Origin of the sequence: uncultured Aureimonas sp. (genome assembly GCF_913775355.1) — a bacterium.
GTDB lineage: Bacteria > Pseudomonadota > Alphaproteobacteria > Rhizobiales > Rhizobiaceae > Aureimonas.
In genome coordinates, this window is record NZ_CAJYIU010000333.1 from 1 (window position 1) to 23,446 (window position 23,446).

Here is a 23,446-nt window from a genome sequence, read left to right on the forward strand (position 1 = left end):
GTGGGCGCTGTCGAGGCCGGTCACGATGCGGTCTCCTCGTTGCCCATCATCCATTCCATCACCGCCATGCGGACGGCGACGCCCATCTCGACCTGCTCCTCGATCACGCTCTGGGGGCCGTCTGCGACTTCCGAAGCGATCTCGACGCCGCGGTTCATCGGCCCGGGATGCATCACCAGCGCATCGGGCTTGGCCCGCGACAGGCGCTGCGCGTCGAGGCCGAAGAGGCGGAAATACTCGCGCACCGATGGCACAAAGGAGCCTTCCATCCGCTCGCGCTGAAGACGCAGCATCATCACGACGTCGGCGTCCTCGAGCCCTCGGTCCATGTCGTGGAAGACGCGGACGCCCATCTGCTCGATGCCGTTGGGCAGCAGCGTCGAGGGTCCGACGACGCGCACGTCGGCGCCGAGCGCGTTGAGGAGGAGGATGTTGGAGCGCGCGACACGGCTGTGAAGCACATCGCCGCAGATCGCGACCGACAAGCGCGCGACGCGGCCCCTGCGGCGGCGGATCGTCAGGGCGTCAAGCAGTGCCTGCGTCGGATGCTCGTGCGCGCCGTCGCCCGCATTCACGACCGAGCAGCCGACCTTCTGCGACAAAAGCGCCACGGCACCTGCCGCATGATGACGCACGACGAGGATGTCGGGACGCATTGCGTTCAGCGTCATCGCCGTATCGATCAGCGTCTCGCCCTTCTTCACCGACGAGTTCGCGACCGACATATTCATGACGTCGGCGCCGAGCCGCTTGCCGGCGAGTTCGAACGACGCCTGCGTTCGCGTCGAGGCCTCGAAGAAGAGGTTGATCTGCGTGCGGCCCTTTAGCGCCGCCTTCTTCTTGTCGCGTCCGAGGCTGACGGCGATCTCGCGCTCGGCGAGGTCCATCAGCGTATGGATGTCGGGAAGCGACAGGCCCGCGATGCCGAGAAGGTGGCGTCGGGGGGCGGCGGAGGGGGGTGTCAGCGCTGTCATGGCGAGCACCGCCTATAGGAGAAACGGGGAGGGGCCACAAGCGCGCCGTCCGCCGGCATCCCCGTCGCAATTAACCATGCCGGAGAGTTCGCGTTGCGGGCCGGGAGCGAAGCGCGGATGTTGGCGTTAAGTTTTCGTTAACTCTCCGGAGGGCTGGCCCGTGAAGCGCATACCCACGACCTTCGCTCTTTCCACCTGGGCCGGCTTCCTTGCGGTCACGGGCGCCAACGAAATCCTGCATCTCAATGGTCACGCCGCTCTCGGTGGCGTCCCGCTCGAAGCGTCGGCAGGAAACGGTCTCGTCGGGTGGGGCGTCGCGCTTCTCTGCATCGGCACGGCGGCGCTTCTCGCCGTCGGCCTCATCCGTCTGCACGGGCGCGGCGATGCCGAGATCCGGCAGGGCGAGCTTCTGTCGTTCGCCGGGATCGGCGTCTGCTCGGCCATGGTGATCGCGGCGACACTCTTCGGTGCTCCGTTCGCGGCCGTCTTCGACCGGCTCGACCTCGCCTTCTGGTCGCTCGGCCTGAGCCTCGTGGCGCTGGCGTTCGATGGGTGCATCTTCGCACCGGACGACGAAGACGACATGGACGAGATGGCCTTCCGCCGGACGGTCGCCGCAATCAATGCCTCGATCCCGCGCCAGACCGACACGCGCCGCGACGGAGACGCCTGATGCGCTGGCTCCTGTCGCTCTGGTTCCTTCCGATCGGCTTCCTGGTGCTCTGGCTCACGCTCGCCTCCAACGACTGGAGCCTGGGCCTGCACTTCTTTTCGCGCGACATGTACGACACCGTCTTCGGTGTCTACGCGAACGTGCTCGGCGTAGCGCCCGAAACATTGCCGCCGCTGGTCGTCAGGGCGCTGATCCTCGACAGCCTGATCGTTCTGGCGCTCTACGCATTGCGTCGTCGCAAGGCGATCATCGGCTTCCTGCGCGAGCGCTATTCGTCGCGCAGCTCTGTCAGCCTCGACAGCCTGTCCAAGGCGCCCTGAAGAATGAAGGACGCGGCGGCCGAGTCGATTCGCTCGGCGCGCTGACGCCGCGAAACGTCCATTTCCAGAAGGCTGCGCTCGGCCGCAACCGTCGACAGGCGCTCATCCCAGAAGACGAAGGGGCGCCGATCGATCCGCTGGAAATTGCGCACGAAGGCCCGCGTCGACTGCGACCGAGGCCCTTCGCTGCCGTCCATGTTGAGGGGCAGGCCGATCACGACGAGCCGCGCATCGACAGACTCCAGAAACGCCGACAAAGCAGTGGCATCCGCCTGGAACTTCGCGCGGCGGATGACGGGGCGCGGATTGGCCAGCCCCCATCCGAGATCGGAAACCGCGATGCCGATCGTCTTCGTCCCGAGGTCCAGCCCGGCGGCCGTGCCCCCCGCCGCCCGCATGTCGATCACGTCAGCGATATCGGCGATCACCATTCTGCCTCCTTGATACGGGGCTTCCGGCGCTAGGTTTCCCGCGACCGCATCATCGGAGATCCCCTAGCATGAAGATGACCTACTTCGGCCATTCGGCGTTTCGTATCGACACGGGACGCGCGGTCATCCTGATCGACCCGTTCCTAACGGGGAACCCGCACTTCAAGGGCGACGTCGCGAAGGCCAGCGAAGGCGCCACACACATCCTGCTGTCGCACGGTCATGGCGACCACGTCGGCGACACGGTCGACATCGCCAAGCGTACGGGCGCCCGAGTCCTCGGAACCTATGAATTGGTCAACTGGCTGGCGTCCAAGGGTGTCGAGACCATCGAGCCGGCCAACACCGGTGGCACCGTCAAGTTCGACGGCTTCTCCGTCACCCTCACGCAGGCGTTCCATTCCTCCGCGAGCGTCGAGGAAGGCGGCAAGATCACTTATCTCGGCATGCCGAACGGCATCATCATTCACTTCGACGACGGCAACAGCGTCTATCACATGGGCGACACCGACATCTTCGGCGACATGGCGCTGATCGAGGAGTTGCACCAGCCCAAGATCGGACTCGTGCCGATCGGCGACCGGCTGACGATGGGCGGAGCGGTGGCCGCGCTCGCATGCCGCCGTTACTTCAACTTCAAGACCATCATCCCGCTGCACTACGGAACGATGCCGGTTCTCGATGCCGATCCGCAGCGCTTCATGGATGCGATGGAGGACGAAGCCTCCCGCGTGCTGCTGCCCGAAGTCGGCCAGCCCTTCGAAATCTGACGGCCCCCTCACGGACAGGCGGCGGCGTTGCCTCCGGGCAACCCCGCCGTTATAGCACCGTTTCGACCATCAGTTCGGGAATGCGCATGTCCGTCGATACCGCCACCGTTCGTCGTGTCGCCCGTCTCGCCCGCATCGCGGTGTCCGAGGACGAGGTCGCGACCATGCAGGGCGAATTGAACGCCATCCTCGGCTTCGTCGAGCAACTCGGCGAAGTCGACGTATCCGGCGTCGAGCCGATGACCTCGGTCACGCCGATGGTGATGAAGAAGCGCGAGGACGCCGTGACCGACGGTCACAAGGCCGAGGACATCGTCGCCAATGCGCCGGCCACCCAGGAGCACTTCTTCATGGTGCCCAAGGTCGTGGAATGAGCGGCGGCCGCATTGAGATTCGCGCCGAGACCCCGCTGCAGGACGACCTGCGAGCCCTGATCGCCGAGCTGAACGACGCGATCGACGATCAGGAACCGGACACACCGGACGAGTTCAAGTTTCGGATGACCGCCGAGGAGATGGCCCGTCCCGACACGACGACGTTTCTGGTCCGCATCGACGGCGTGGCTGTCGGATGCGGAGCGTTGAAGCGCCACGACGCGTCGGTGGGTGAGGTCAAGCGGATGTACCTTCGACCGGCCGTGCGCGGGCAGGGGCTGGCCGCCCGTCTCCTCGATCGGATCGAGGCGGAAGCCAGAAGACTTGGGCTCGAGGCGCTGGCTCTCGAGACCGGTCTCGGTTTCAAGGCGGCCCGCCGCTCCTACGAGCGAGCCGGTTTCGAGCTCAGCGGCCCCTTCGCCGACTATCCCGACAGCGGCTACGCTGCATTCTATCGGAAGACCCTCGCGGTTCGCGAAGCCGACCCGGCCGCGTCCCGACCATTCGACGTTGCGAGACCATGACCGATCTGACCGAACTCACCATCGCCGAAGCCCGCAACGCTCTGAAGGCCAAGACCTTCCGTGCCAGCGAGCTGACGGACGCCTATCTCGGCGCGATCGAAGCGGCCAACGGCGCCTTGAACGCCTATGTCGCCGTAACGGCCGACAAGGCGCGCGAGATGGCAGCCGCGTCCGACGCTCGACTTGCGCAGGGCGAGGGTGGGGCGCTCGAAGGCATTCCCCTCGGCGTCAAGGACCTCTTCGCCGTCGAGGGCGTGCGCACGCAGGCCGCGTCCCACATCCTCGACGGCTTCAAACCGCGCTACGAATCGACCGTCACGGCCAATCTGTGGGCCGATGGCGCCGTGATGCTCGGCAAGCTGAACATGGACGAGTTCGCGATGGGCTCGTCCAACGAATCCAGCCATGACGGCCCCGTGGTGAACCCGTGGCGCCGCAACGGGTCGGACGTCGCGCTGGTGCCCGGCGGCTCGTCGGGCGGCTCGTCGGCGGCGGTCGCCGCGCGCCTGTGCGCCGGCGCGACGGCCACCGATACCGGCGGCTCGATCCGCCAGCCGGCGGCCTTCACGGGAACGGTCGGCATCAAGCCGACCTACGGCCGTTGCTCGCGCTGGGGCATCGTCGCCTACGCGTCGTCCCTCGATCAGGCGGGCCCGATCGCGCGCGATGTGCGCGACGCGGCGATCCTCCTCAGGTCGATGGCCTCGAGCGACCCGAAGGACACGACGTCCGTGGACCGGCCGGTGCCGGACTACGAGGCGGCTGTCGGCCGCTCGGTGAAGGGTCTTCGCATCGGCATTCCCCGCGAGTATCGCGTCGAGGGCATGCCGGCCGAGATCGAGGCGCTGTGGCAGAAGGGTATCGCGACGCTGCGCGAGGCCGGGGCCGAGATCGTAGACGTGTCCCTGCCGCACACGAAGTACGCCCTTCCGGCCTATTATATCGTCGCGCCCGCCGAAGCCTCGTCCAACCTCGCGCGCTACGACGGCGTGCGCTACGGCCTTCGCGTGCCCGGCAAGGACATCGCGGAGATGTACGAGAACACACGCGCCGCCGGCTTCGGCCGCGAGGTGAAGCGCCGCATCATGATCGGCACCTATGTGCTCTCGGCCGGCTATTACGACGCGTACTACCTTCAGGCGCAGAAGGTCCGGACCCTGATCAAGCGCGATTTCGAGACCGTCTTCGCGGACGGCGTCGACGCGCTTCTGACCCCGACGACCCCATCCGCCGCCTTCGCCATCGGCGATGCCAAGCTCGCCGCCGATCCGGTGGCGATGTATCTGCAGGACGTCTTCACGATCACCGTAAACCTGGCCGGTCTGCCGGGCATCGCCGTACCCGCTGGCCTTTCCGGCGAAGGCACACCGCTCGGCCTCCAGCTGATCGGTCGCCCGTTCGACGAAGAGACGCTCTTCGCCACGGCCTCGGTGATCGAGAAGAGCGCCGGCCGCTTCGCGCCGAAGCGCTGGTGGTAGGATGCTCCGGCGCGCTTTGTCGCGCCGACGTAATCGAATGACTGCAGCCCGGCTGCGCCCCGAGATGAACGAGTTCGCCCGATGCCCCTCGTCGATACCCGCACCCCCGATCCGAAGAAGCTGATCCCCGGCGCGACCGGCGACTGGGAGATCGTGATCGGCATGGAGGTCCATGCCCAGGTCCTGTCGGAATCGAAGCTGTTTTCCGGCGCCTCGACCCAGTTCGGCGCCGAGCCGAACGACAACGTCTCGCTGGTCGATGCCGCCATGCCAGGCATGCTGCCTGTCATCAACGTCGAATGCGTGCGGCAGGCAGTGCGTACGGGACTTGGTCTGAAGGCGCAGATCAACAACCGCTCGGTCTTCGACCGCAAGAACTACTTCTACCCGGACCTGCCGCAGGGCTACCAGATCTCGCAGTTCCAGCAGCCGATCGTTGGCGAGGGAACGGTAATCGTGTCGGTCGGCCCGGATTCGAAAGGGCAGTTCGAGGAGGTCGAGGTCGGCGTCGAGCGGCTTCACCTCGAGCAGGACGCCGGCAAGTCGCTGCACGACCAGCACGCGACGATGTCCTTCGTCGACCTCAACCGCTCCGGTGTCGCGCTGATGGAGATCGTGTCTAAGCCCGACATGCGCTCCGCGGACGAAGCACGCGCCTATCTGACGAAGCTGCGCACGATCCTGCGCTATCTCGGCACCTGCGACGGCAACATGGACGAGGGCTCCATGCGCGCCGACGTCAACGTGTCCGTGCGGCGGCCGGGCGGCGAGTTCGGCACGCGCTGCGAGATCAAGAACGTCAACTCGATCCGCTTCGTCGGACAGGCGATCGAGTCCGAGGCGCGCCGCCAGATCGCGATCATCGAGGACGGTGGGACGATCGATCAGGAGACGCGCCTGTTCGACCCGGCCAAGGGCGAGACCCGTGCGATGCGCTCCAAGGAAGACGCGCACGACTACCGCTATTTCCCGGACCCCGATCTCCTGCCGCTCGAATTCGACGACGCCTTCGTCGAGGCGTTGCGTGAGAAGCTACCGGAACTTCCCGACGACAAGCGCCAGCGCCTGATGAACGAGGCCGGACTCTCGGCCTACGACGCGTCGATCCTCGTATCGGAAAAGTCGGTCGCCGATTTCTTCGAGCAGGTGGCCAAGGGCCGCGACGCCAAGCAGGCGGCCAACTGGGTCATCAACGATCTTCTCGGCGCGCTGAACAAGAGCGGCAAGTCGATCGAGGAGACGCCTGTTTCGGCCGATCAGCTCGGTGCCGTGCTCGACCTCATCCGCGAAGGTACGATTTCCGGCAAGATCGCCAAGGACCTTTTCGAGATCGTCTGGAACGAAGGCGGGGAACCGCGCGAGCTGGTCGAACGCCGCGGCCTGAAGCAGGTCACGGATACCGGCGCGATCGAGAAGGCGGTGGATGAGGTCATTGCGGCCAACCCCGACAAGGTGGCGCAGGCGATCGCCAAGCCGACGCTTGCAGGCTGGTTCGTGGGTCAGGTGATGCGCGCGACGGGCGGCAAAGCGAACCCGCAGGCGGTCAACGACCTGGTGAAAGCCAAGCTCGGACTGGAATGAGCACCTACTTCATCCGAACCGCGACGGCCCGCGACATGGCGGCCGTCCGACAGCTGCTGGTCGAGACGTGGCAGGCAAGCTACGGCGCAATCCATGACACGGAGCGTTTGCGGGAGGTCACGGGTACGTCGCACGACGAAGCATCGCTCCGCAGTCGGCTCGGCCAACCGGATACAGAGTTTCTCGTCGCGGACGACGGGGCGCGTCTCGGCGGCATGGCCTTTGCCCGTGCTGCTAGCGATGACCGGACCCTCCTGATCCTGCACGACCTCTACGTCCGACCGGACGCACAAGGGCAGGGGGTTGGGACGGAACTCTTCTCCGAGATCGCCGGCTGCTTTCCCCAAGCGACCCGCATGCGCATCGAGGTGGATGAAACCAACGCCCGGGCGATCGGCTTCTACACCGGGCTCGGCTTCGCGCGGGTCGGCGCTTCGGAGAGCGGGAGCGGCTCGACGGTCCTGATCTTCGAGCGTCCGCTGGGCGCTATCAACGCCTAGACTTTTACCGGCCGCGGCAGCATAACCCAGCCACGGCATTTACGGACACGATGCGATGAAACACTGGCTGCTGCAGATCTTCACCTGGTGGAACGGCCAGACGATCGGAACGCGCTTCCACACCTGGCGCTTCGGCAAGCGGGTGGGCGAAGACGAGCGCGGCAACGTGTACTACCAGTCCGCCGACGGCAAGCGCCGCTGGGTGATCTATGCCGGCGAGGCGGAAGCGAGCCAGATCGGTCCAGGCTGGCACGGCTGGATGCACCACCGCGTCGACACCCCGCCGGTGGACGAGAACTACAAGCCGCGCGACTGGCAGAAGCCGCACGTTCCGAACCAGACGGGCACGCGTTTTGCCTATCGTCCGAAGGGCTCGCTCCTTAACACTGCCGAGCGGCCGCGCGTGACGGGCGACTACGACGCCTGGACGCCCTGATCGGGATCGATCGCTCTATGCGTCTCGCTTCCCACGCCGCCCGGTTCGCGGCGCTCCTGGCGCTGGCCTGCGTCGTACCGCATGGCGCGTACGCCGCGCGGATCGAAAACCCGGAAGCCGTGTTCTCCGGCCTTGACAAGATCACCGGCCGGATCACCTCGTTCGAGGTCAGGATCAACGAGACCGTGCAGTTCGGCGCGCTGCAGGTGACGCCGAGGGCCTGCTTCACCCGCACGCAGGACGAAGCGCCCAAGACCGACGGCTTCGTCGAGGTGGACGAGATCACGCTCGATCGCGAGATCCGCCGCATCTTCACCGGTTGGATGTTCGCCGACTCGCCCGGCCTGAACGCCGTGGAGCACCCCGTCTACGACGTCTGGCTCAAGGACTGCAAAACCGACGCGAGCGTCCCGCCGGCGCAGTGAAAGTCGGCCGGTCGCTCCAGCGCGTCGGCCAATAGCTCGCGATATTGCGCGCGTCGAACCTCGATGGCACCGAAGCGCTGGAGGTGCCCCGTGATGAACTGCGTATCGAGCAGCGTGAAGCCGCCGCGCCGCAGCCTGTCCCACAGGTAGACCAGCGGCACCTTCGAGGCATCCGTGCGCCGCGAGAACATGCTCTCGCCAAAGAACGCCGCGCCGAGGCTGACGCCGTAGAGGCCGCCGACAAGCTCGCCCTCCGCCCAGGCCTCAACGGAGTGGGCATGCCCCATCCGGAACAATCCGAGATACAGGTCTCGAATCTGCGCGTTGATCCATGTCTGGTCTCGGCCGGGCGCGGGTTCGGCGCAGGCGTCGACGACGGCTGCGAACGCGGTATCGAACCGGATGTCGAAGGGCTCCTGACGGATCGTCTTGCGGAGCGAGCGCGGGACGTGAAACCCGTCGAGCGGCAGGATGCCCCGGAACGTCGGGTCGACCCAGTGGATCGACGGGTCATCGGCATCCTCCGCCATCGGAAAGATGCCGGCTGCATAGGCACGCAGCAGGATCTCGGGTGTGATCAGCGGCTCGGAGCCGTACCGTCCGCTGCGCGCCAATGGTGTATCAGGCAGCCTTCGCCGCGGTGGCAAGATACTGCTCCAGCCAGTGGATGTCGTAGTCGCCGGCCTGGATGTCCGGATTCTCGACAAGGTCCTGGAACAGGGGCAGCGTCGTCTTCACCCCGTCGACGATGATCTCGTCGAGGGCCCGACGGAGCCGCATCAGGCACTCGTTGCGGGTGCGGCCGTGCACAATCAGCTTGCCAATCAGCGAATCGTAGAATGGGGGGATCGAATAGCCCTGATAGACGCCCGAGTCCACGCGCACGCCGAGACCGCCGGGAGCGTGGTAGTAGCTGATCTGGCCGGGCGAGGGAGCGAAGGTCCGCGGATCCTCGGCGTTGATGCGGCACTCGATCGCGTGGCCGTTGAACTTCACGTCGCCCTGCGTGACCGAAAGCCCGAGGCCGGCAGCGACGCGGATCTGCTCGTGCACGAGATCGAGACCCGTGATCGCCTCCGTAACCGGGTGCTCGACCTGCAGACGCGTGTTCATCTCGATGAAATAGAACTCGCCGTTCTCGTACAGGAACTCGATCGTGCCAGCGCCGCGGTACTTCATCTGGGCCATGGCATTGGCGCAGATCTCGCCGATGCGAAGACGTTGCGCGTCGTCGAGCGCGGGCGAGCGCGCCTCCTCCCAGACCTTCTGGTGGCGGCGCTGCAAGGAGCAGTCGCGCTCGCCGAGATGGACAGCTTTGCCCATGCCGTCGCCGAAGACCTGCACCTCGATGTGGCGCGGCTTGCCGAGATACTTCTCGAGGTAGACGGCGTCGTCTCCGAACGCCGCGCCCGCCTCGGCGCGAGCCGTGGAAAGCGCCATCGACAGGTCGGCAGGCGTATGCGCGACCTTCATGCCGCGCCCGCCGCCGCCGGCCGAAGCCTTGACGAGCACCGGGAAACCGATCTCCTCGGCAACGCGCATCGCCTCACCGTCGTCGGTCACCGCGCCGGCGGAGCCCGGCACCACGGGAATGCCGAGAGCCTTCGCAGTGCGCTTGGCTTCGATCTTGTCGCCCATGACGCGAATGTGCTCGGCGGTCGGGCCGATGAAGGCGATGTTGTGCGCCTCGAGAATATCCGCGAAGCGAGCGTTTTCGGACAGGAAGCCGTAGCCGGGATGAACGGCGTCGGCGCCGGAAATTTCACAGGCCGCGAGGATCTGCGGAATGTTCAGGTAGCTGTCGCGGGCCGGCGGGGGGCCGATGCAGACGCTTTCGTCAGCGAGCCGCACGTGCATGGCCGCGTTGTCGGCGGTGGAGTGCACGGCCACGGTCGCGATGCCGAGCTCCTTGCAGGCCCGCAGGACGCGGAGCGCGATCTCGCCGCGATTGGCGATCAGTACCTTATTGAACATGTATGCCTTTCCTCGCCCGCCCGCGAACTCGCCTCGACGATCCCGAGAGGATCAACCGATGACGACCAGCGCCTCGCCGTATTCGACCGGCTGGCCGTTGTCGACGCAGATGCGCTTGATGGTGCCCGAACGCGGTGCCGGGATTTGGTTCATCGTCTTCATCGCCTCGATGATCAGCAGCGTGTCACCCTCGTTCACGGACTGGCCGATCTCGATGAACTGCTTGGCGCCCGGCGCGGACGCCAGATACACGGTGCCGACCATGGGCGAAGGCACCGAGCCGACTTCCGGCCCGCTCGACGCCGCCGGAGCGGCCGGGGCGGCGGCAGGGGCCTGCTGCGCCGGCATGGCGTGCATCGGCGCAGGAGCGCCGTAGCTGTAGCCGGCGGACGCCACGTATTCCTTCTGGCGCGAGACGCGGATGCGAAGTTCGCCCTGTTCGATCTCGATCTCGGTCAGATCCGTGTCGTTGAGGATGTCGGCGAGCTCGCGCACCAGCGAACGGTCCACAGTCGAATCCTTTTCCATAATGGTCCTTCGAACTCGCCGGGGCTGCGACGCGGGACTATCCGCTCGGCCTCGGTCATTCATGCGACGAAAAGCCCGGATCACGACGATCCCGGCCCCGGACGAGGCAGACGTGAGCCTGCCGACAGTTGCTTGACGGATCGAACGCCGAAGTGGCGTATCCGTTCGATCCGTGCCGTATAAACACTTGCGAGCGGCTCGCAAAGCCGGAAGGCAAGGGTGGTGCGCCCGATCTCAGTTCGCGGTCGGCGGACAGGTCGCGGAGCCGCAGGCGCGCACGTTGTCGATCTTTTCGGCCAGGGCGTCGGCGCCGACGGCACCTGGAACCAGCTCGTCACCGATCACATAGCTCGGCGTCCCGCTGATTCCGAGGGCCGTCGCGAGCTCTGCGCTCTCGTTCAACGCGGCCGTCACGCTCCGGCCGCCGAGAAGCGGTCGCAGCGTGGCCTCTTCAACGCCGAGCTGCTTGGCCACTTCCAGCGCGCGCGCCTCGTCCACCTGCGCGCGCGAGGCGAGAAGCGTCTTCTGGAACTGCGGATAGCTGTCCGGCTTCGTTTGGCGGAACGCCAGGCTGACTCGCGCCGCGGCTTCCGACGCCGGTCCGAGAACCGGGATTTCCTTGTAAACAACCTTCAGCTTCGGGTCGCTCTCCAGAAGCACCTGCAGGTCGCTCGCCGCCCGTTTGCAGTAGCCGCAGTTGTAATCGAAGAACTCGACCAGCGTGACGTCGCCCTGCGGGTTGCCGGCCACCGTCCCGGCAGGCGAGGCATCCAGCCGCTCGCGAAGGCCGGCGATCGTCTCGCTCTGTCCGGCCTTGGCCTCCGCGTTCCGTTTCGCTTCCAGCGCCTGCATGGATTCGAGCAGGACCTCGGGGTTGGCGACGAGGTAGTCGCGCACGATGGTCTCGATCTCGCGCGTCTGCGCGTCGTCGAACGCCCAAGCGGGCGAGGTGAAAAGCGATGCCCCGAGAACCGCAGCGGCAACGAACCGCCGACCCAGCATTGGCGTCCTGAACACTGGACCATGCGTCATTTGCGGTTCACCTTCGTCGTGATGATGTCCTGAGCCTGCAGCCATTGCGGCGAGTTCGGACGGAATTTCTGCTGCGCGCGGGCGGCAAAGATCTTGGCTTGGCGGAAGTTGCCGGCTTCCCAGTAGCCCTCGGCCGTCGCCAGTTCGGCCGCGCCGATGTCGCCGGTCTTGCCATAGGCCATCGCCAGAAACTGATAGGCCGTCGAGTTGCCGGGATCGTCTTCCAGCCCCTTGCGGATCTGGGCAATGGCGTCCTTCATGCGCTCCGGCTTGCCGCCGGTCACGAGCGCCTGCCCGACGGCTGCCTCCAGGATGCCGGACTTCGAGGGATCGAGCTTGGCAGCCTTGGCGAAGGCGGCCGCCGATTCGTCGGAGCGACCGGCCGCCATTAGGATTTCGCCCCGCACCTCGTAGAACCAGGGGTTCCCCGGCACTTCCTTGATCAGCGCATCGATCTTCTGCAGGGCCGCGCTGGGCGAGCCGGCCAGATGGGTCGCGATCGCATCGCCGTAGCGTGCGGGAAGGCTCGTCAGGTTTCGGCCGAACGTGCGCCGGACCTGGCCCGCCCCGCCGTTGTAAGCCGCGATCTTGGCGCGGGCCAGATCGTGACGAAGCTGGAGCTCGGGCGGGTCCTTCTTGTCGAAGTAGGGGCTCTCCTTCGCCGCCGTCTGCAGGAAACCGATGCGCTCCTGTGGCGCGGGATGCGAACTCACGTAGCGATCGGAGGAGACGCCGGACAGCATGTTCTTGCGCATGAGCCCGGCGAAGCTGTCGAGCAGACCCTTCGGCGACTGCTGCGTCTTCAAGAGATAAGTAAGCGCGGACCGGTCGGCGGTCGTCTCTTCCGTGCGCTGGTAGGCGAAGAGGCCGCGTTGCGCGATGTTACCGCCACTCGTCATCAGCCCGCTGCCGATGCCCGCCATCGAACCGGAGCCACTGGCCGCGCCGGCCGCCGCGACGCCCGCCCCGAGGAGGCCGGCCACGACGGCGATCGTCTTGGCCCGCTCGATCTGGTCGCGCAGTCGCTCCTGATGCCCGCCGGCGAGGTGCCCGACCTCGTGGGCCAGGACGCCGATCGTCTCGTTCGGCGTTTCCGATTCGAGGATCGTACCTGTGTTGATGAAGATGCGGCGCCCGGCCACGAAGGCGTTGAAGCCGAGGTCGTTGACGAGGACGATCTCGACGCGGGCGGGCGACAGGCCGGCGGCGCGGAGGATCGGCTGGGAATAGTCCTTAATAAGGCCTTCGATTTCCGCGTCGCGCACGACGGGCAGCGACGACCGCCGCGCCTGCTGCGCCTGCGCCGGGGTTGCGACAACCGCAACGACCAGCGCGGCTGCGACCGCCTTCGCAAAGAGGCCCTTCAACAAAAATCCACCCCAAGTCTTCCCAGGCTTGTGCGCGCACTTCTAGAACGCGGCTTCCCGGTCGGCCATCCCTGCGGACTGCAAGGTCATCTTTTTCCGGCGTTTATGAGGCTACCATGTTCGACATTCCGCCGCCGAAGGCATCCCGCCGTTCCGACGTCGACCCGTTCCGCGCGATGGACGTCATGGCAGCAGCCAATCGGCTGATCGCAGACGGGAAGGACGTGATCTCGCTGGCGGTCGGCCAGCCCTCGGCCCCAGTCCCACGCGTCGTCGCGGAAGCCGTCGGCGCGTTTCTAGCAAAAGGGCGCGTCGGCTACACCGACGCGCTCGGCCGGGCCGCGCTGCGCCGACGCATCGCCTGGCATTACGGCGAGACCTATGGTGTGGACGTGCCGGCCGAGCGCGTCATGGTGACGACCGGGTCGTCCGCGGGCTTCAACCTCGCCTTCCTGACCGCCTTCGATGTCGGCGACCGCGTGGCGATCTCGACGCCCGGTTATCCCGCGTATCGCAACATCCTGAAAGCGTTGGGCATCGAGCCCGTCGAGATCCCCGTCGGACCGGAGACCGACTACATCCTGACGGCGGAGGCTCTCGAGGGTGCGCACCGGGAGAAGCCGCTGCAGGGCGTCCTGATCGCCAGCCCGGCGAATCCCACCGGCACGGTGACGCCGCCGGCGGAGCTGCGCAAGCTGGTCGAGTTCGCCGACGCGGCAGGGATGGTCTTCGTCTCCGACGAGATCTATCACGGCCTCGCCTTCGGCCGCGAAACAGCCTCGGCGCTTCAGTTTTCCGACCGCGCGATCGTCGTCAACTCGTTCTCGAAATATTACTGCATGACCGGATGGCGCATCGGGTGGCTCGTTCTGCCGCCCCATCTCGTGCGGCCGGCGGAGCGCGTCGGACAGAGCCTCTACATTTCCGCGCCGGAACTCAGTCAGGTCGGCGCCGAAGCGGTCTTCGAAGCGACCGAAGAGCTAAAGGCCGTCAAGCTCGGCTACGAGCGAAGCCGCGCGCTGCTGATGGACGCGCTGCCGCAGATGGGTTTCGGCGACATCGCCCCGATCGACGGAGCCTTCTACGCCTACGCCGCCATTCCCGGCGCGTTCGCGGACGCCACCGACTTCGCCAAGCATCTCCTGGAAACGACGCTCGTGGCGGCCACGCCGGGGCTCGATTTCGACCTCGAACGCGGTCACCGGACGATGCGCATGTCCTACGCCGGGGATCCGGCCGAGATTGCCGAAGCGGTCCGCCGTCTGCGCGCGGTGCTTCAGCCCGGCGCCTGAGCCCCAAACGAAAGGAGCGGCCCGAAGGCCGCTCCCGGTTCGTCTTATTCGGCTGTCTTGCGCGACCACCAGCCACGGCGCTTCGGCTTCTCCTCCGCGGCATCGTCCGTCGCCTCCTCACCGTTGGCGATGAGACGCAGGCCGCGACGCACCGGCGCTTCCTCCGCCGGCAACTCGTCGGCGGAGACCTCGCCGTTCTCGGCCGGGAACACCTCGTCGAGCGGAGGATTGCCGTCGACCGCCGCACTGGCCTCGGCCGTCGCCGCCATGACCTCGTTCTCGTCGGGAACCGCGACATCGGCACCGATCTCGCCATCGGCGAGTTCCGAGGGATCGCCCTCGATCGCCTCGACGGCATCGGTCATTTCCGGCTCGAAGGAGACATCGGCCTCGGCGGATGCGAGGGCAGGCAGCTCGGGAGCAGCATCGTCCGTCACCGCGGCGTCCGGCGCATCCTCGCCATCGCCATCGCCCTCGGACGAGCCCTCGGCGCGAGCCTCGTCGTCGCGATTGCGACGGCCGCCGCGGCGACCCCGCCGGCGACGCTTGCGGTCACCACCGTTGCCGTCCTCGTCGCCCGTCTCGCCGGCAACGGTCTCACCATCCGTCCCGGCAGAAGCTGCCTCAGCCTCGCTGCCGGCTTCCTCGTCGGAGGAGGCATCGGCGCTTTCCGCATGGCCGTTCTCGTCGCCGCGGCGACCGCCACGACGACGGCGGCGGCGGCGGCGGGACCCGTCGCGCGACTCCTCGCCGTCCGATCCGCGGTCCCGCACTTCCGCCGGCCGCTCCGCCTCGGAGACGTCCGGTTCGGCTTCGATCACCACGTCCTCGATCTCGATCGCCTCGGGCGAGACGGCCGGCAGGGTGGTGATCGCCTCGGGCTTCACGCGGCGGGTCGCCTCGGCGCCGTGCTCGATGGTGACGTGCTGGTGGCCGAAGCCTTCCACCGCCTCCAAGAGGATGCGCAGCCCGTAATGCCGCTCAAGCTCGTCGAGCGTCGAGCGCTTCTCGTTGAGGACGTAGAGCGCGGTCGCAGTCGGCACCTTGACCACGAGGTCATGCGTACCGTGCTTCTGGAGGTGCTCCTCGATCGAACGCAGCACCTGAAGCGCCAGCGAGGACGAGGACCGGATGAAACCGTTGCCGCTGCAGATCGGGCAGGTCTGCGTGGTCGATTCGAGAACGCTGGCGCGGATGCGCTGGCGGCTCATCTCAAGCAGGCCGAAATGCGAGATGCGTCCGACCTGGATGCGCGCCCGATCGTCCTTCAACGAATCCTTTAGACGCTTCTCGACGTTCCGGTTGTTGCGCTTCTCCTCCATGTCGATGAAGTCGACGACGATGAGGCCCGCGAGGTCGCGCAGGCGAAGCTGGCGCGCGACCTCCTCGGCCGCCTCGAGGTTCGTCTGGTAGGCGGTGTCCTCGACCGAATGCTCACGGGTCGAACGGCCGGAGTTCACGTCGATCGCGACCAGAGCTTCGGTCTGGTTGATGATGATGTAGCCGCCGGACTTCAGCGTCACATGCGGCTGCATCATCTTGTCGAGCTGCGCCTCGATGCCCTGTCGGGCGAAGATCGGGCTCGGATCGCGATAGGGCTGCACGACCTTTGCCTGGCTCGGCATCAGCATGCGCATAAAGTCCTTCGCCTCGCGGTAGCCGCTTTCGCCGGCCACGAGGATCTGGTCGATGTCCTTGTTGTAGAGGTCGCGGATCGACCGCTTGATGAGGCTGCCCTCCTCGTAGACGAGGGCAGGGGCGGTCGACTGGAGCGTCAGCGTGCGCACCGTCTCCCAGAGCCGCATCAGGTATTCGTAGTCGCGCTTCACCTCGGCCTTGGTCCGGTTGGCGCCGGCCGTGCGCAGGATGATGCCCATACCCTTCGGCACTTCGAGATCGCGCGCGACCTCCTTCAGGCGCTTGCGGTCCGCTGCATTGGTGATCTTGCGCGAGATGCCGCCCCCACGGGCGGTGTTCGGCATCAGGACCGAATAGCGACCGGCCAGCGACAGGTAGGTGGTGAGAGCCGCGCCCTTGTTGCCGCGCTCCTCCTTCACGACCTGCACCAGCAGGATCTGCCGACGCTTGATGACTTCCTGGATCTTGTACTGCTTGCGCGGCGCGCGGTTGGTGCGGACCGGCACCTCCTCCATCGCGTCTTCGCTGCCGAGATCGTCGACCTCGTCGGCCTCGTCGACCGCCGGCTCTTCCTCGGTCTCTCGCGAGCGCCGCGAGCGGCGACCACGACGCGGCTTCTCATCCGCGTCGCCATCGGCCTTCGCCTCGACCGTCTCCGCACCCTCGTCGCCGGATGCTGCTTCCTCGCCCTCAGCGACAGGCGTCGCGGCTTCGGCTTCACCGGCCTCCACCGTCTCGGACGCGTCTTCGGAGGCTTCCGTCTCGACGACCTCCGACACGCTGTCGTCGCTCGTCTCGGCCGCCTTCGCCTCGCCGCCGCGCGGACGGCGGCTGCGGGAACGGCCGGCCTTGGCGGGCTTGCGCTCCTCGGCTTCCTCGTCCTCTTCGGCCTGCGCCAGATCGTGCTCGATCAGCGCCTGACGGTCGGCATGGGGGATCTGGTAGTAGTCGGGATGGATCTCGTTGAAGGCGAGGAACCCGTGACGGTTGCCGCCGTACTCCACGAACGCGGCCTGGAGCGACGGCTCGACGCGCGTCACCTTGGCCAGATAGATATTTCCCTTGATCTGCTTCTTGTGCTCGGACTCGAAATCGAACTCTTCGACCCGGTTACCCTTGACGACGACGACCCGGGTTTCCTCCGGGTGGGCGGCATCGATCAGCATCTTGTCTGCCATGAAATCTCAACTCCGGGACCCTCGGCGGCCCGGAATGCACGACCTCGCGGGTCGGCCATGGGCCAGGCGTGAAGGGGTCCGCAATGGTGCGTTCCGGGCGCGCAGGGCCAAGCCTCCCCAATGCAACGGCAACCGGCCCGGAGGGGCGGAGCACAGGCATCGAAGGGAACTGGTATGCCGAAAGCACGCGTGAACGACCTGCAACAGTGGATGGCCGCTTGCGCAGCCGACGAGGACGCGAGCTCGGCGGAAGTGCTTTCCTGTCTTCGCCCGCGGAGAGACCGGTGAGCGTGTGAGACCCGACCGGCGTAAATCTGTGCGAGATTCCAGCGCCGGACGGATCCGTGCGTCGGCCGAGGCGGTCGGCCCAATCGAGCCGATGAATTCGACGACGCACCCGTTCTGATGACGCGAGAACCTCATTTATGCTTGTAAGGCGCTATAGTCCGGCAAACAAGGGGACAGCCTGCGAAAGCGGCAGGGATGAAAGCTGCCACGATCCTGCTCGCAAGCCCCGATCCGCCCTCCCTGCATTCGACGGCCGATGCTCGTGACAGTTCTTCGAACCACCCTTCTTGTACTGGCCTTCCTTACCGCGATCCTGCCGATGCGGAATGCCTCCGCGTCCGACCGCCCGTCGGTCGTCACCGCCATCGAGGTGGTCGGCAAGGGGGACGCCTTCGAGATCGATCTCGTCGTCGACGGGCAGGCCGAGCCGAAGCTGATTCTCCTGCGGAACCCCTACCGCGTCGCCCTCGATTTCGACGGCACGCTCGCCGCGGCAAAGCTTCCTGCGATCGACAAGACGTCGCTGGTCACGGACATTCGCCACGGTCTGGTCGGCGCCGATCGATACCGCCTGATCATGACACTGTCGCAACCGGTCCGGCCGAAGCTCGACGTGACGAAGGGGGAGACGGGCGTGCGGGTTTCGCTGCGGCTGGCGCCCGGCGACGACAAGACCTTCACGCTGCCTTCGCTGCCGAAAGCTTCGGCATCGCCCGCGGCCGAACATCGAAGCAACCGGCCGTTCGTGATCGTGCTCGATCCCGGCCACGGGGGCATCGACCGGGGGGCGACCGGCGAAAAAGGCACCGAGGAGAAGGCCGTGAACCTCGCGTTCGGTCTAGCGCTTCGATCGGCGCTCGAGGCGCTTCCCGATATTAAGGTCGTCATGACGCGGGACGACGACACGTTCATCCCTCTGAACGAGCGGGCCGCGATCGCCCGCCGGGCCGGCGCCAACCTCATGGTGTCGCTGCACGCCGATTCGATCCGCTACAAGGATCTGCGGGGCGCGACCGTCTACACGCTCTCCGAGAAGGCCTCGGACAGCCTATCGCGGGAACTGGCCGATACCGAAAACTCGGCCGATCGCTTCGCCGGTTCGGAGTGGGACCAAGATGCGCCGGAGATCCACGATATCCTGGTCGATCTCGTCCGCCGCGAGACGGAAGCGCTCTCCGAGCATTTCGCGATCCAGCTGGTCGCCGATCTCGGCAAGGGCGAAATCCGGCTGATCAACAATCCGCGCCGCTCAGCCGGCTTCCGGGTGCTGCGGGCTCCGGACGTTCCCTCGATCCTTCTGGAGATGGGTTATCTCTCCAACCCCGAGGACGAGCAGGCGCTCCAGTCCGAAGACTGGCAGAAGCGGCTCGCCGCCATCCTCGCGCGTTCGATCGCCGAGTTCGCCAAGCGACCGACCCTCGGCAGCCAACGTTGACACGACTGACGTTGCGTGTTTGCAACACTCGTTCTAGCAACGGCCGGGCATCATTTGCCCGCCGCATTCTCCGCGCATGAACGATGCGTTAGGAATTCCTGAAATGCGGGACCATCCCGCCATGCCCGGCCGGCCACGCCGTGCGGCTCGCAGCGAGCCGCGAAAGCGGTAGCCCATGGAGACACGATGATCAGACTTCTCGGCTACCTCTTCGGTATCGGCACCGTCTTCGCGCTGATCCTGGCGGGCGGCGTCGCCTGGTACGTGGCCAGCATGAGCCAGGACCTGCCGGATTATCAGGTGCTCGAGAAGTACGAGCCGCCAGTCACGACGCGCCTGCATGCGGCGGACGGCTCGCTGATGGCCGAGTATGCCAAGGAGCGCCGGTTGTATCTGCCGATCCAGACGATCCCGCAGCGCCTGAAGGACGCGTTCCTCTCGGCCGAGGACAAGAACTTCTACAACCATCCGGGTGTCGATCTCGAAGGCATCGGCCGCGCTGCGCTCCTCTACGCCCGCGGCGGCCCGATGCAGGGCGGCTCGACGATCACCCAGCAGGTCGCGAAGAACTTCCTTCTCACCAACGAGCGCTCGATGGAGCGCAAGGTGAAGGAAGCGATCCTGTCGCTGCGCATCGAGCAGGCCTACTCGAAGGACCGCATCCTCGAGCTCTACCTCAACGAGATCTATCTCGGCATGGGCTCCTACGGCGTCGCCGCCGCGTCGCTCGCCTACTTCGACAAGTCGGTGAACGAGCTGGAGATCCAGGAAGCGGCCTATCTCGCCGCCCTGCCGAAGGCGCCGGAGAACTACAACCCGTTCCGCGACCCGGAGGAGGCGATCGGCCGTCGCAACTGGGTCATCCAGCGCATGGCCGAGAACGGCGCGATCACGCAGGACGAGGCGCTGGCCGCCATCGCCAAGCCGCTCGGCGTCAACCCGCGCCCAACCGGCACCTATCTCGCATCCGCCGAGTATTTCACCGAGGAAGTCCGTCGGCAGGTCATCTCGCGCTACGGCGTGAAAGCGCTCTACGAGGGCGGCCTGTCCGTGCGCTCGACGCTCGACCCGCAGATGCAGGTCGAGGCGCGGACGTCGCTGCAGCACGCGCTGGTCCAGTACGATCAGACGCGCGGGTATCGCGGCCCGGTCGAGACGGTTGAGCTCGGCGGCGACTGGGGTCCGGCCCTCAACAAGATCGAACCCTATGCCGACGTGCCCGAGTGGCGCCTCGCCGTGGTTCTCTCGGCGGACTCGAACTCGGCCAGCATCGGCCTCCAGCCGTCGCGCGACATCTCGGGTCGTCGGGGGGCGGAGCGCGAGATCGCGACGCTGAATGCTTCCGACATGAAGTGGGCGATGCGGCAGGACCGTGAAGGCAAGCGCAGCACCGCGCGCTCGGTCGACGATGTCCTCGCCCGCGGCGACGTCGTCTACGTCGAGAAGAAGGGCGACGGGTACGTCCTGCGCCAGCCGCCGAAGGTACAGGGCGCGCTGGTCGCGATGGACCCGCACACGGGTCGCGTTCTGGCGATGGTCGGCGGCTTCTCCTACGCGCAATCCGAGTTCAACCGCGCCACGCAGGCGATGCGTCAGCCGGGCTCCTCGTTCAAGCCGATCGTCTATGCCGCGGCGCTCGACAACGGCTACACGCCAGCCTCCGTGATCCTCGACGCGCCGGTCTCGTTCCCCGATGGTCGCGGTGGCTATTGGGAGCCGAAGAACTACGGCGGCGAGGTCGCAGGTCCCTCGACGTTGCGCCTCGGCATCGAAAAGAGCCGCAATCTTATGACCGTCCGGCTCGCCGACGACATGGGCATGAAGCTCGTCGCCGAGTATGCCGAGCGCTTCGGCGTCTACGACAAGATGGCACCCTATCTGCCGATGGCGCTCGGGTCCGGCGAAACCACTGTGATGCGGATGGTGTCGGCCTATTCCGTCATGGCCAACGGCGGTCGCTCGATCGAGCCCTCCGTCATCGACCGCGTGCAGGACCGCTACGGACGAACGGTCTACCGCCACGACAACCGCAAGTGCGAGAACTGCAACGCCGCCGCGTGGGACGGTCAGGCGGAGCCGGAACTGGTGGACGAGCGCCAGCAGGTCCTCGACCCGATGACGGCTTACCAGATCACCTCGATGATGGAGGGCGTCGTCCAGCGCGGAACCGCCACGGTCGTCAAGGAACTCGGCGTGCCCGTGGCCGGCAAGACCGGCACGACCAACGACGAGAAGGACGCCTGGTTCGTCGGGTTTACGCCGAACCTCGTGACCGGCGTCTACCTCGGCTACGACAACCCGCAGCCGCTCGGCCACGGACAGACCGGCGGCGGCTTCGCGGCTCCCGTGTTCAACGAGTTCATGAAGCAGGCACTTGCCGGCAAGCCGGTCGTCGATTTCCGCATTCCCGACGGCATGACGCAGGTCGCGGTGAACCGCGCGACCGGCATGGCGGCGGCGCCGGGCGCCGACGGCTCGATCATCGAGGCTTTCAAGCCGGGCACGGGGCCATCCGACCAGTACCAGGTGATCGGCGGCACCTACGCCAGCGCGCCGGCGCAGCAGTCGATCTCGCCGGAAGCGGCGCAGGCCATCGCGAGCGGGGCGGGCGGTCTGTTCTAGGCAGGTCGCCTTCCCGAGGACCATCGAGATCGGCCCCGGCGGTACCCCCGTCCAGGGCCGATCCGCTTTACACGCATGCGACCCATCCCTATGGTCCGCGCCATTCACCCGATCCGTTTCGAGAGGAATGCCGGCATGCGTGCCGAAATCGAATCCATTGTCTCCGACATCAAGCAGGCCGTAAGCCTGCTGAGGAGGCATCTTTGACTGGGATCAATCGGTCCGAGAACTCGATCGCCTGAACGCGGCCGCCGAGGATCCGTCCCTCTGGAACGATCCCGCCGAGGCGCAGCGTCTGATGAAGGAGCGCCAGCGCCTGGAGACGGCCATTACCGGCATCCGCGCGCTGGAGCAGGGACTTCAGGACAACGTCGAACTCATCGCCATGGGCGAGGAGGAGGGCGATGCCGAGGTCGTGACGGAAGCGGAGAACGCCATCCGCGCGCTGGAGAAGGACGTCGCGGAGCGCCAGATCGAAACGCTTCTGTCCGGCGAAGCCGATGGCAACGACACCTATGTGGAAATCCACTCGGGCGCCGGCGGCACGGAGAGCCAGGACTGGGCGTCGATGCTCCTGCGCATGTACATGCGCTGGGGTGAGCGGGCCAAGATGAAGGTCGAGATGCTGGAGCACAACTCCGGCGAAGAGGCCGGAATCAAGTCCGCCACGATCCTGCTTAAGGGCCACAACGCCTACGGCAAGATGAAGGTCGAGTCCGGCGTTCACCGCCTCGTGCGCATCTCGCCCTACGACAGCCAGGCGCGCCGCCACACCTCGTTCGCGTCCGTCTGGGTCTATCCGGTCGTCGACGACTCGATCGAAGTGGACGTCAACGAAGGCGACGTGCGCATCGATACCTATCGCGCCTCGGGCGCGGGCGGCCAGCACGTCAACACGACGGACTCGGCAGTGCGCATCACCCATCTGGCGACCGGTATCGTCGTGCAGTGCCAGGCGGAGCGTTCGCAGCACAAGAACCGAGCGACCGCTTGGAACATGCTGCGCGCGCGTCTCTACGAGGAAGAGCTGAAGCGTCGAGAGGAGAAGGCGAACGCCGAGGCCGCGTCGAAGACCGACATCGGCTGGGGTCACCAGATCCGTTCCTACGTTCTCCAGCCCTACCAGATGGTCAAGGACCTTCGCACGGGGATGGAAAGCACGGCGCCCGACGACGTCCTGGACGGAAAAATCGATCCGTTCATCGAAGCAGCGCTGGCGCAGCGCGTCTTCGGCGGCGACGCGGACGTCAGCGACGTCGACTGAGCGACCGTCTGTTAGAATTGAAAAAGGCCGCTCCTCACCGGGCGGCCTTTTTCGTCAGAGCCTGGCCCACATCTGGCCGGCGTCGATATAGCGCTGCGGGTTCACCGGCTCGCCGTTTACCCTGACCTCGTAATGAAGATGGGGCCCCGTGCTGCGGCCGGTCGAGCCGATGAGGCCGCGGCGGGAGCCGGCCGCCACAGTCTGTCCGACCGAGACGTCGATGCGGGACATATGGGCGAAGCGGCTGGTGATCCCGTTGCCGTGGTCGATCTCGACGGCCAGTCCGTAGCCGCCCTGATCGCCGGCTGAGATGACGCGGCCCTGGCCGGTCGCCCGGACGGG

General features: G+C 66.4%; 23 protein-coding genes. 14 read left to right on the forward strand and 9 right to left on the reverse strand.

The annotated features are described in order from the left end of the window. Positions 1–20: 20 nt before the first annotated feature. A complete protein-coding gene (locus QZ753_RS20590; RefSeq protein ID WP_294646476.1) occupies positions 21–974 on the reverse strand; it encodes an aspartate carbamoyltransferase catalytic subunit in 954 nt (317 codons plus the stop codon). Between the two features lie 160 nt (positions 975–1,134). On the opposite strand from QZ753_RS20590, the gene QZ753_RS20595 reads away from it, so the two are divergent. Beyond that, complete coding sequence (locus QZ753_RS20595; protein ID WP_294646477.1) at positions 1,135–1,647, forward strand: hypothetical protein; 513 nt, start codon at positions 1,135–1,137, stop codon at positions 1,645–1,647. Beyond that, positions 1,647–1,967, forward strand: a complete 321-nt coding sequence (locus QZ753_RS20600) for a DUF6105 family protein (protein WP_294646478.1) — start codon at positions 1,647–1,649, stop codon at positions 1,965–1,967. The genes QZ753_RS20595 and QZ753_RS20600 overlap by 1 nt, the downstream gene beginning before the upstream one ends. On the opposite strand, the gene ruvX is transcribed toward QZ753_RS20600, so the two are convergent. Beyond that, positions 1,916–2,398: a Holliday junction resolvase RuvX gene (gene ruvX / locus QZ753_RS20605; protein ID WP_294646479.1), complete on the reverse strand. Its 483-nt coding sequence runs from the start codon at positions 2,396–2,398 to the stop codon at positions 1,916–1,918. The two genes, QZ753_RS20600 and ruvX, sit on opposite strands and share 52 nt — an antisense overlap. Positions 2,399–2,466: 68 nt before the next feature. On the opposite strand from ruvX, the gene QZ753_RS20610 reads away from it, so the two are divergent. The 8 genes from QZ753_RS20610 (at position 2,467) to QZ753_RS20645 (ending at position 8,486) form a co-directional block, all read left to right on the forward strand. Further along, entirely contained in the window at positions 2,467–3,168 is a 702-nt protein-coding gene (locus tag QZ753_RS20610) for a metal-dependent hydrolase (RefSeq protein WP_294646481.1), read from the forward strand. Between the two features lie 86 nt (positions 3,169–3,254). Further along, a complete protein-coding gene (gene gatC / locus QZ753_RS20615; RefSeq protein ID WP_055885067.1) occupies positions 3,255–3,542 on the forward strand; it encodes an Asp-tRNA(Asn)/Glu-tRNA(Gln) amidotransferase subunit GatC in 288 nt (95 codons plus the stop codon). Then, positions 3,539–4,066 (forward strand): GNAT family N-acetyltransferase, encoded by a 528-nt coding sequence (locus QZ753_RS20620; RefSeq protein WP_294646483.1) that lies wholly within the window; start codon positions 3,539–3,541, stop codon positions 4,064–4,066. The genes gatC and QZ753_RS20620 overlap by 4 nt, the downstream gene beginning before the upstream one ends. Further along, on the forward strand, positions 4,063–5,544 hold the full coding sequence (gene gatA, locus QZ753_RS20625; RefSeq protein ID WP_294646485.1) for an Asp-tRNA(Asn)/Glu-tRNA(Gln) amidotransferase subunit GatA: 1,482 nt from the start codon (positions 4,063–4,065) through the stop codon (positions 5,542–5,544). Before QZ753_RS20620 ends, gatA begins: the two co-directional genes overlap by 4 nt. A gap of 81 nt (positions 5,545–5,625) precedes the next feature. Next, positions 5,626–7,125: an Asp-tRNA(Asn)/Glu-tRNA(Gln) amidotransferase subunit GatB gene (gene gatB, locus QZ753_RS20630; protein ID WP_294646486.1), complete on the forward strand. Its 1,500-nt coding sequence runs from the start codon at positions 5,626–5,628 to the stop codon at positions 7,123–7,125. Beyond that, complete coding sequence (locus QZ753_RS20635; protein WP_294646488.1) at positions 7,122–7,625, forward strand: GNAT family N-acetyltransferase; 504 nt, start codon at positions 7,122–7,124, stop codon at positions 7,623–7,625. Before gatB ends, QZ753_RS20635 begins: the two co-directional genes overlap by 4 nt. Before the next feature lie 55 nt (positions 7,626–7,680). Then, the gene (locus QZ753_RS20640) at positions 7,681–8,061 is read left to right on the forward strand and encodes an NADH:ubiquinone oxidoreductase subunit NDUFA12 (protein ID WP_294646490.1); all 381 of its coding nucleotides are present in this window, start codon (positions 7,681–7,683) and stop codon (positions 8,059–8,061) included. A 17-nt stretch (positions 8,062–8,078) separates the two neighbouring features. Next, a complete protein-coding gene (locus QZ753_RS20645) occupies positions 8,079–8,486 on the forward strand; it encodes a DUF2155 domain-containing protein (protein ID WP_294646492.1) in 408 nt (135 codons plus the stop codon). On the opposite strand, the gene aat is transcribed toward QZ753_RS20645, so the two are convergent. The 5 genes from aat to QZ753_RS20670 form a co-directional block, all read right to left on the reverse strand. After that, the gene (gene aat / locus QZ753_RS20650; RefSeq protein WP_294646493.1) at positions 8,429–9,100 is read right to left on the reverse strand and encodes a leucyl/phenylalanyl-tRNA--protein transferase; all 672 of its coding nucleotides are present in this window, start codon (positions 9,098–9,100) and stop codon (positions 8,429–8,431) included. The two genes, QZ753_RS20645 and aat, sit on opposite strands and share 58 nt — an antisense overlap. A 7-nt stretch (positions 9,101–9,107) precedes the next feature. Next, positions 9,108–10,460: an acetyl-CoA carboxylase biotin carboxylase subunit gene (gene accC, locus QZ753_RS20655; protein WP_294646495.1), complete on the reverse strand. Its 1,353-nt coding sequence runs from the start codon at positions 10,458–10,460 to the stop codon at positions 9,108–9,110. A gap of 51 nt (positions 10,461–10,511) precedes the next feature. Continuing rightward, the gene (gene accB / locus QZ753_RS20660) at positions 10,512–10,988 is read right to left on the reverse strand and encodes an acetyl-CoA carboxylase biotin carboxyl carrier protein (RefSeq protein ID WP_294646497.1); all 477 of its coding nucleotides are present in this window, start codon (positions 10,986–10,988) and stop codon (positions 10,512–10,514) included. Between the two features lie 234 nt (positions 10,989–11,222). Next, positions 11,223–11,990: a DsbA family protein gene (locus QZ753_RS20665; protein WP_294646499.1), complete on the reverse strand. Its 768-nt coding sequence runs from the start codon at positions 11,988–11,990 to the stop codon at positions 11,223–11,225. Positions 11,991–12,016: 26 nt separating this feature from the next. Continuing rightward, positions 12,017–13,387 carry a M48 family metalloprotease gene (locus tag QZ753_RS20670; RefSeq protein ID WP_294646500.1) on the reverse strand — a complete coding sequence of 457 codons (1,371 nt, stop codon included), beginning with the start codon at positions 13,385–13,387 and terminating at the stop codon, positions 12,017–12,019. 116 nt (positions 13,388–13,503) lie between these two features. Between QZ753_RS20670 and QZ753_RS20675 the strand changes: the two genes are divergently transcribed. Continuing rightward, positions 13,504–14,679 carry an aminotransferase class I/II-fold pyridoxal phosphate-dependent enzyme gene (locus tag QZ753_RS20675; RefSeq protein WP_294646502.1) on the forward strand — a complete coding sequence of 392 codons (1,176 nt, stop codon included), beginning with the start codon at positions 13,504–13,506 and terminating at the stop codon, positions 14,677–14,679. A 44-nt stretch (positions 14,680–14,723) separates the two neighbouring features. Here QZ753_RS20675 and QZ753_RS20680 read toward each other — a convergent pair whose 3' ends face one another. Continuing rightward, positions 14,724–17,495 (reverse strand): ribonuclease E/G, encoded by a 2,772-nt coding sequence (locus tag QZ753_RS20680; protein WP_294646504.1) that lies wholly within the window; start codon positions 17,493–17,495, stop codon positions 14,724–14,726. Positions 17,496–18,045: 550 nt separating this feature from the next. On the opposite strand from QZ753_RS20680, the gene QZ753_RS20685 reads away from it, so the two are divergent. From QZ753_RS20685 to prfB, 3 genes are all read left to right on the forward strand, one after another. Beyond that, positions 18,046–19,218, forward strand: coding sequence for an N-acetylmuramoyl-L-alanine amidase (locus QZ753_RS20685; RefSeq protein ID WP_294646506.1), 1,173 nt, complete (start codon positions 18,046–18,048; stop codon positions 19,216–19,218). A 186-nt stretch (positions 19,219–19,404) separates the two neighbouring features. After that, entirely contained in the window at positions 19,405–21,840 is a 2,436-nt protein-coding gene (locus QZ753_RS20690) for a penicillin-binding protein 1A (RefSeq protein ID WP_294646507.1), read from the forward strand. Between the two features lie 135 nt (positions 21,841–21,975). After that, a protein-coding gene (prfB, locus tag QZ753_RS20695; protein ID WP_294646509.1) for a peptide chain release factor 2 occupies positions 21,976–23,104 on the forward strand; the annotation gives its coding sequence in 2 pieces (ribosomal slippage) (positions 21,976–22,044 and positions 22,046–23,104; 1,128 coding nt in all). Positions 23,105–23,158: 54 nt separating this feature from the next. Here prfB and QZ753_RS20700 read toward each other — a convergent pair. Next, positions 23,159–23,446 (reverse strand): M23 family metallopeptidase (locus QZ753_RS20700; protein WP_294646511.1); only part of this gene is annotated, 288 nt, incomplete at its 5' end.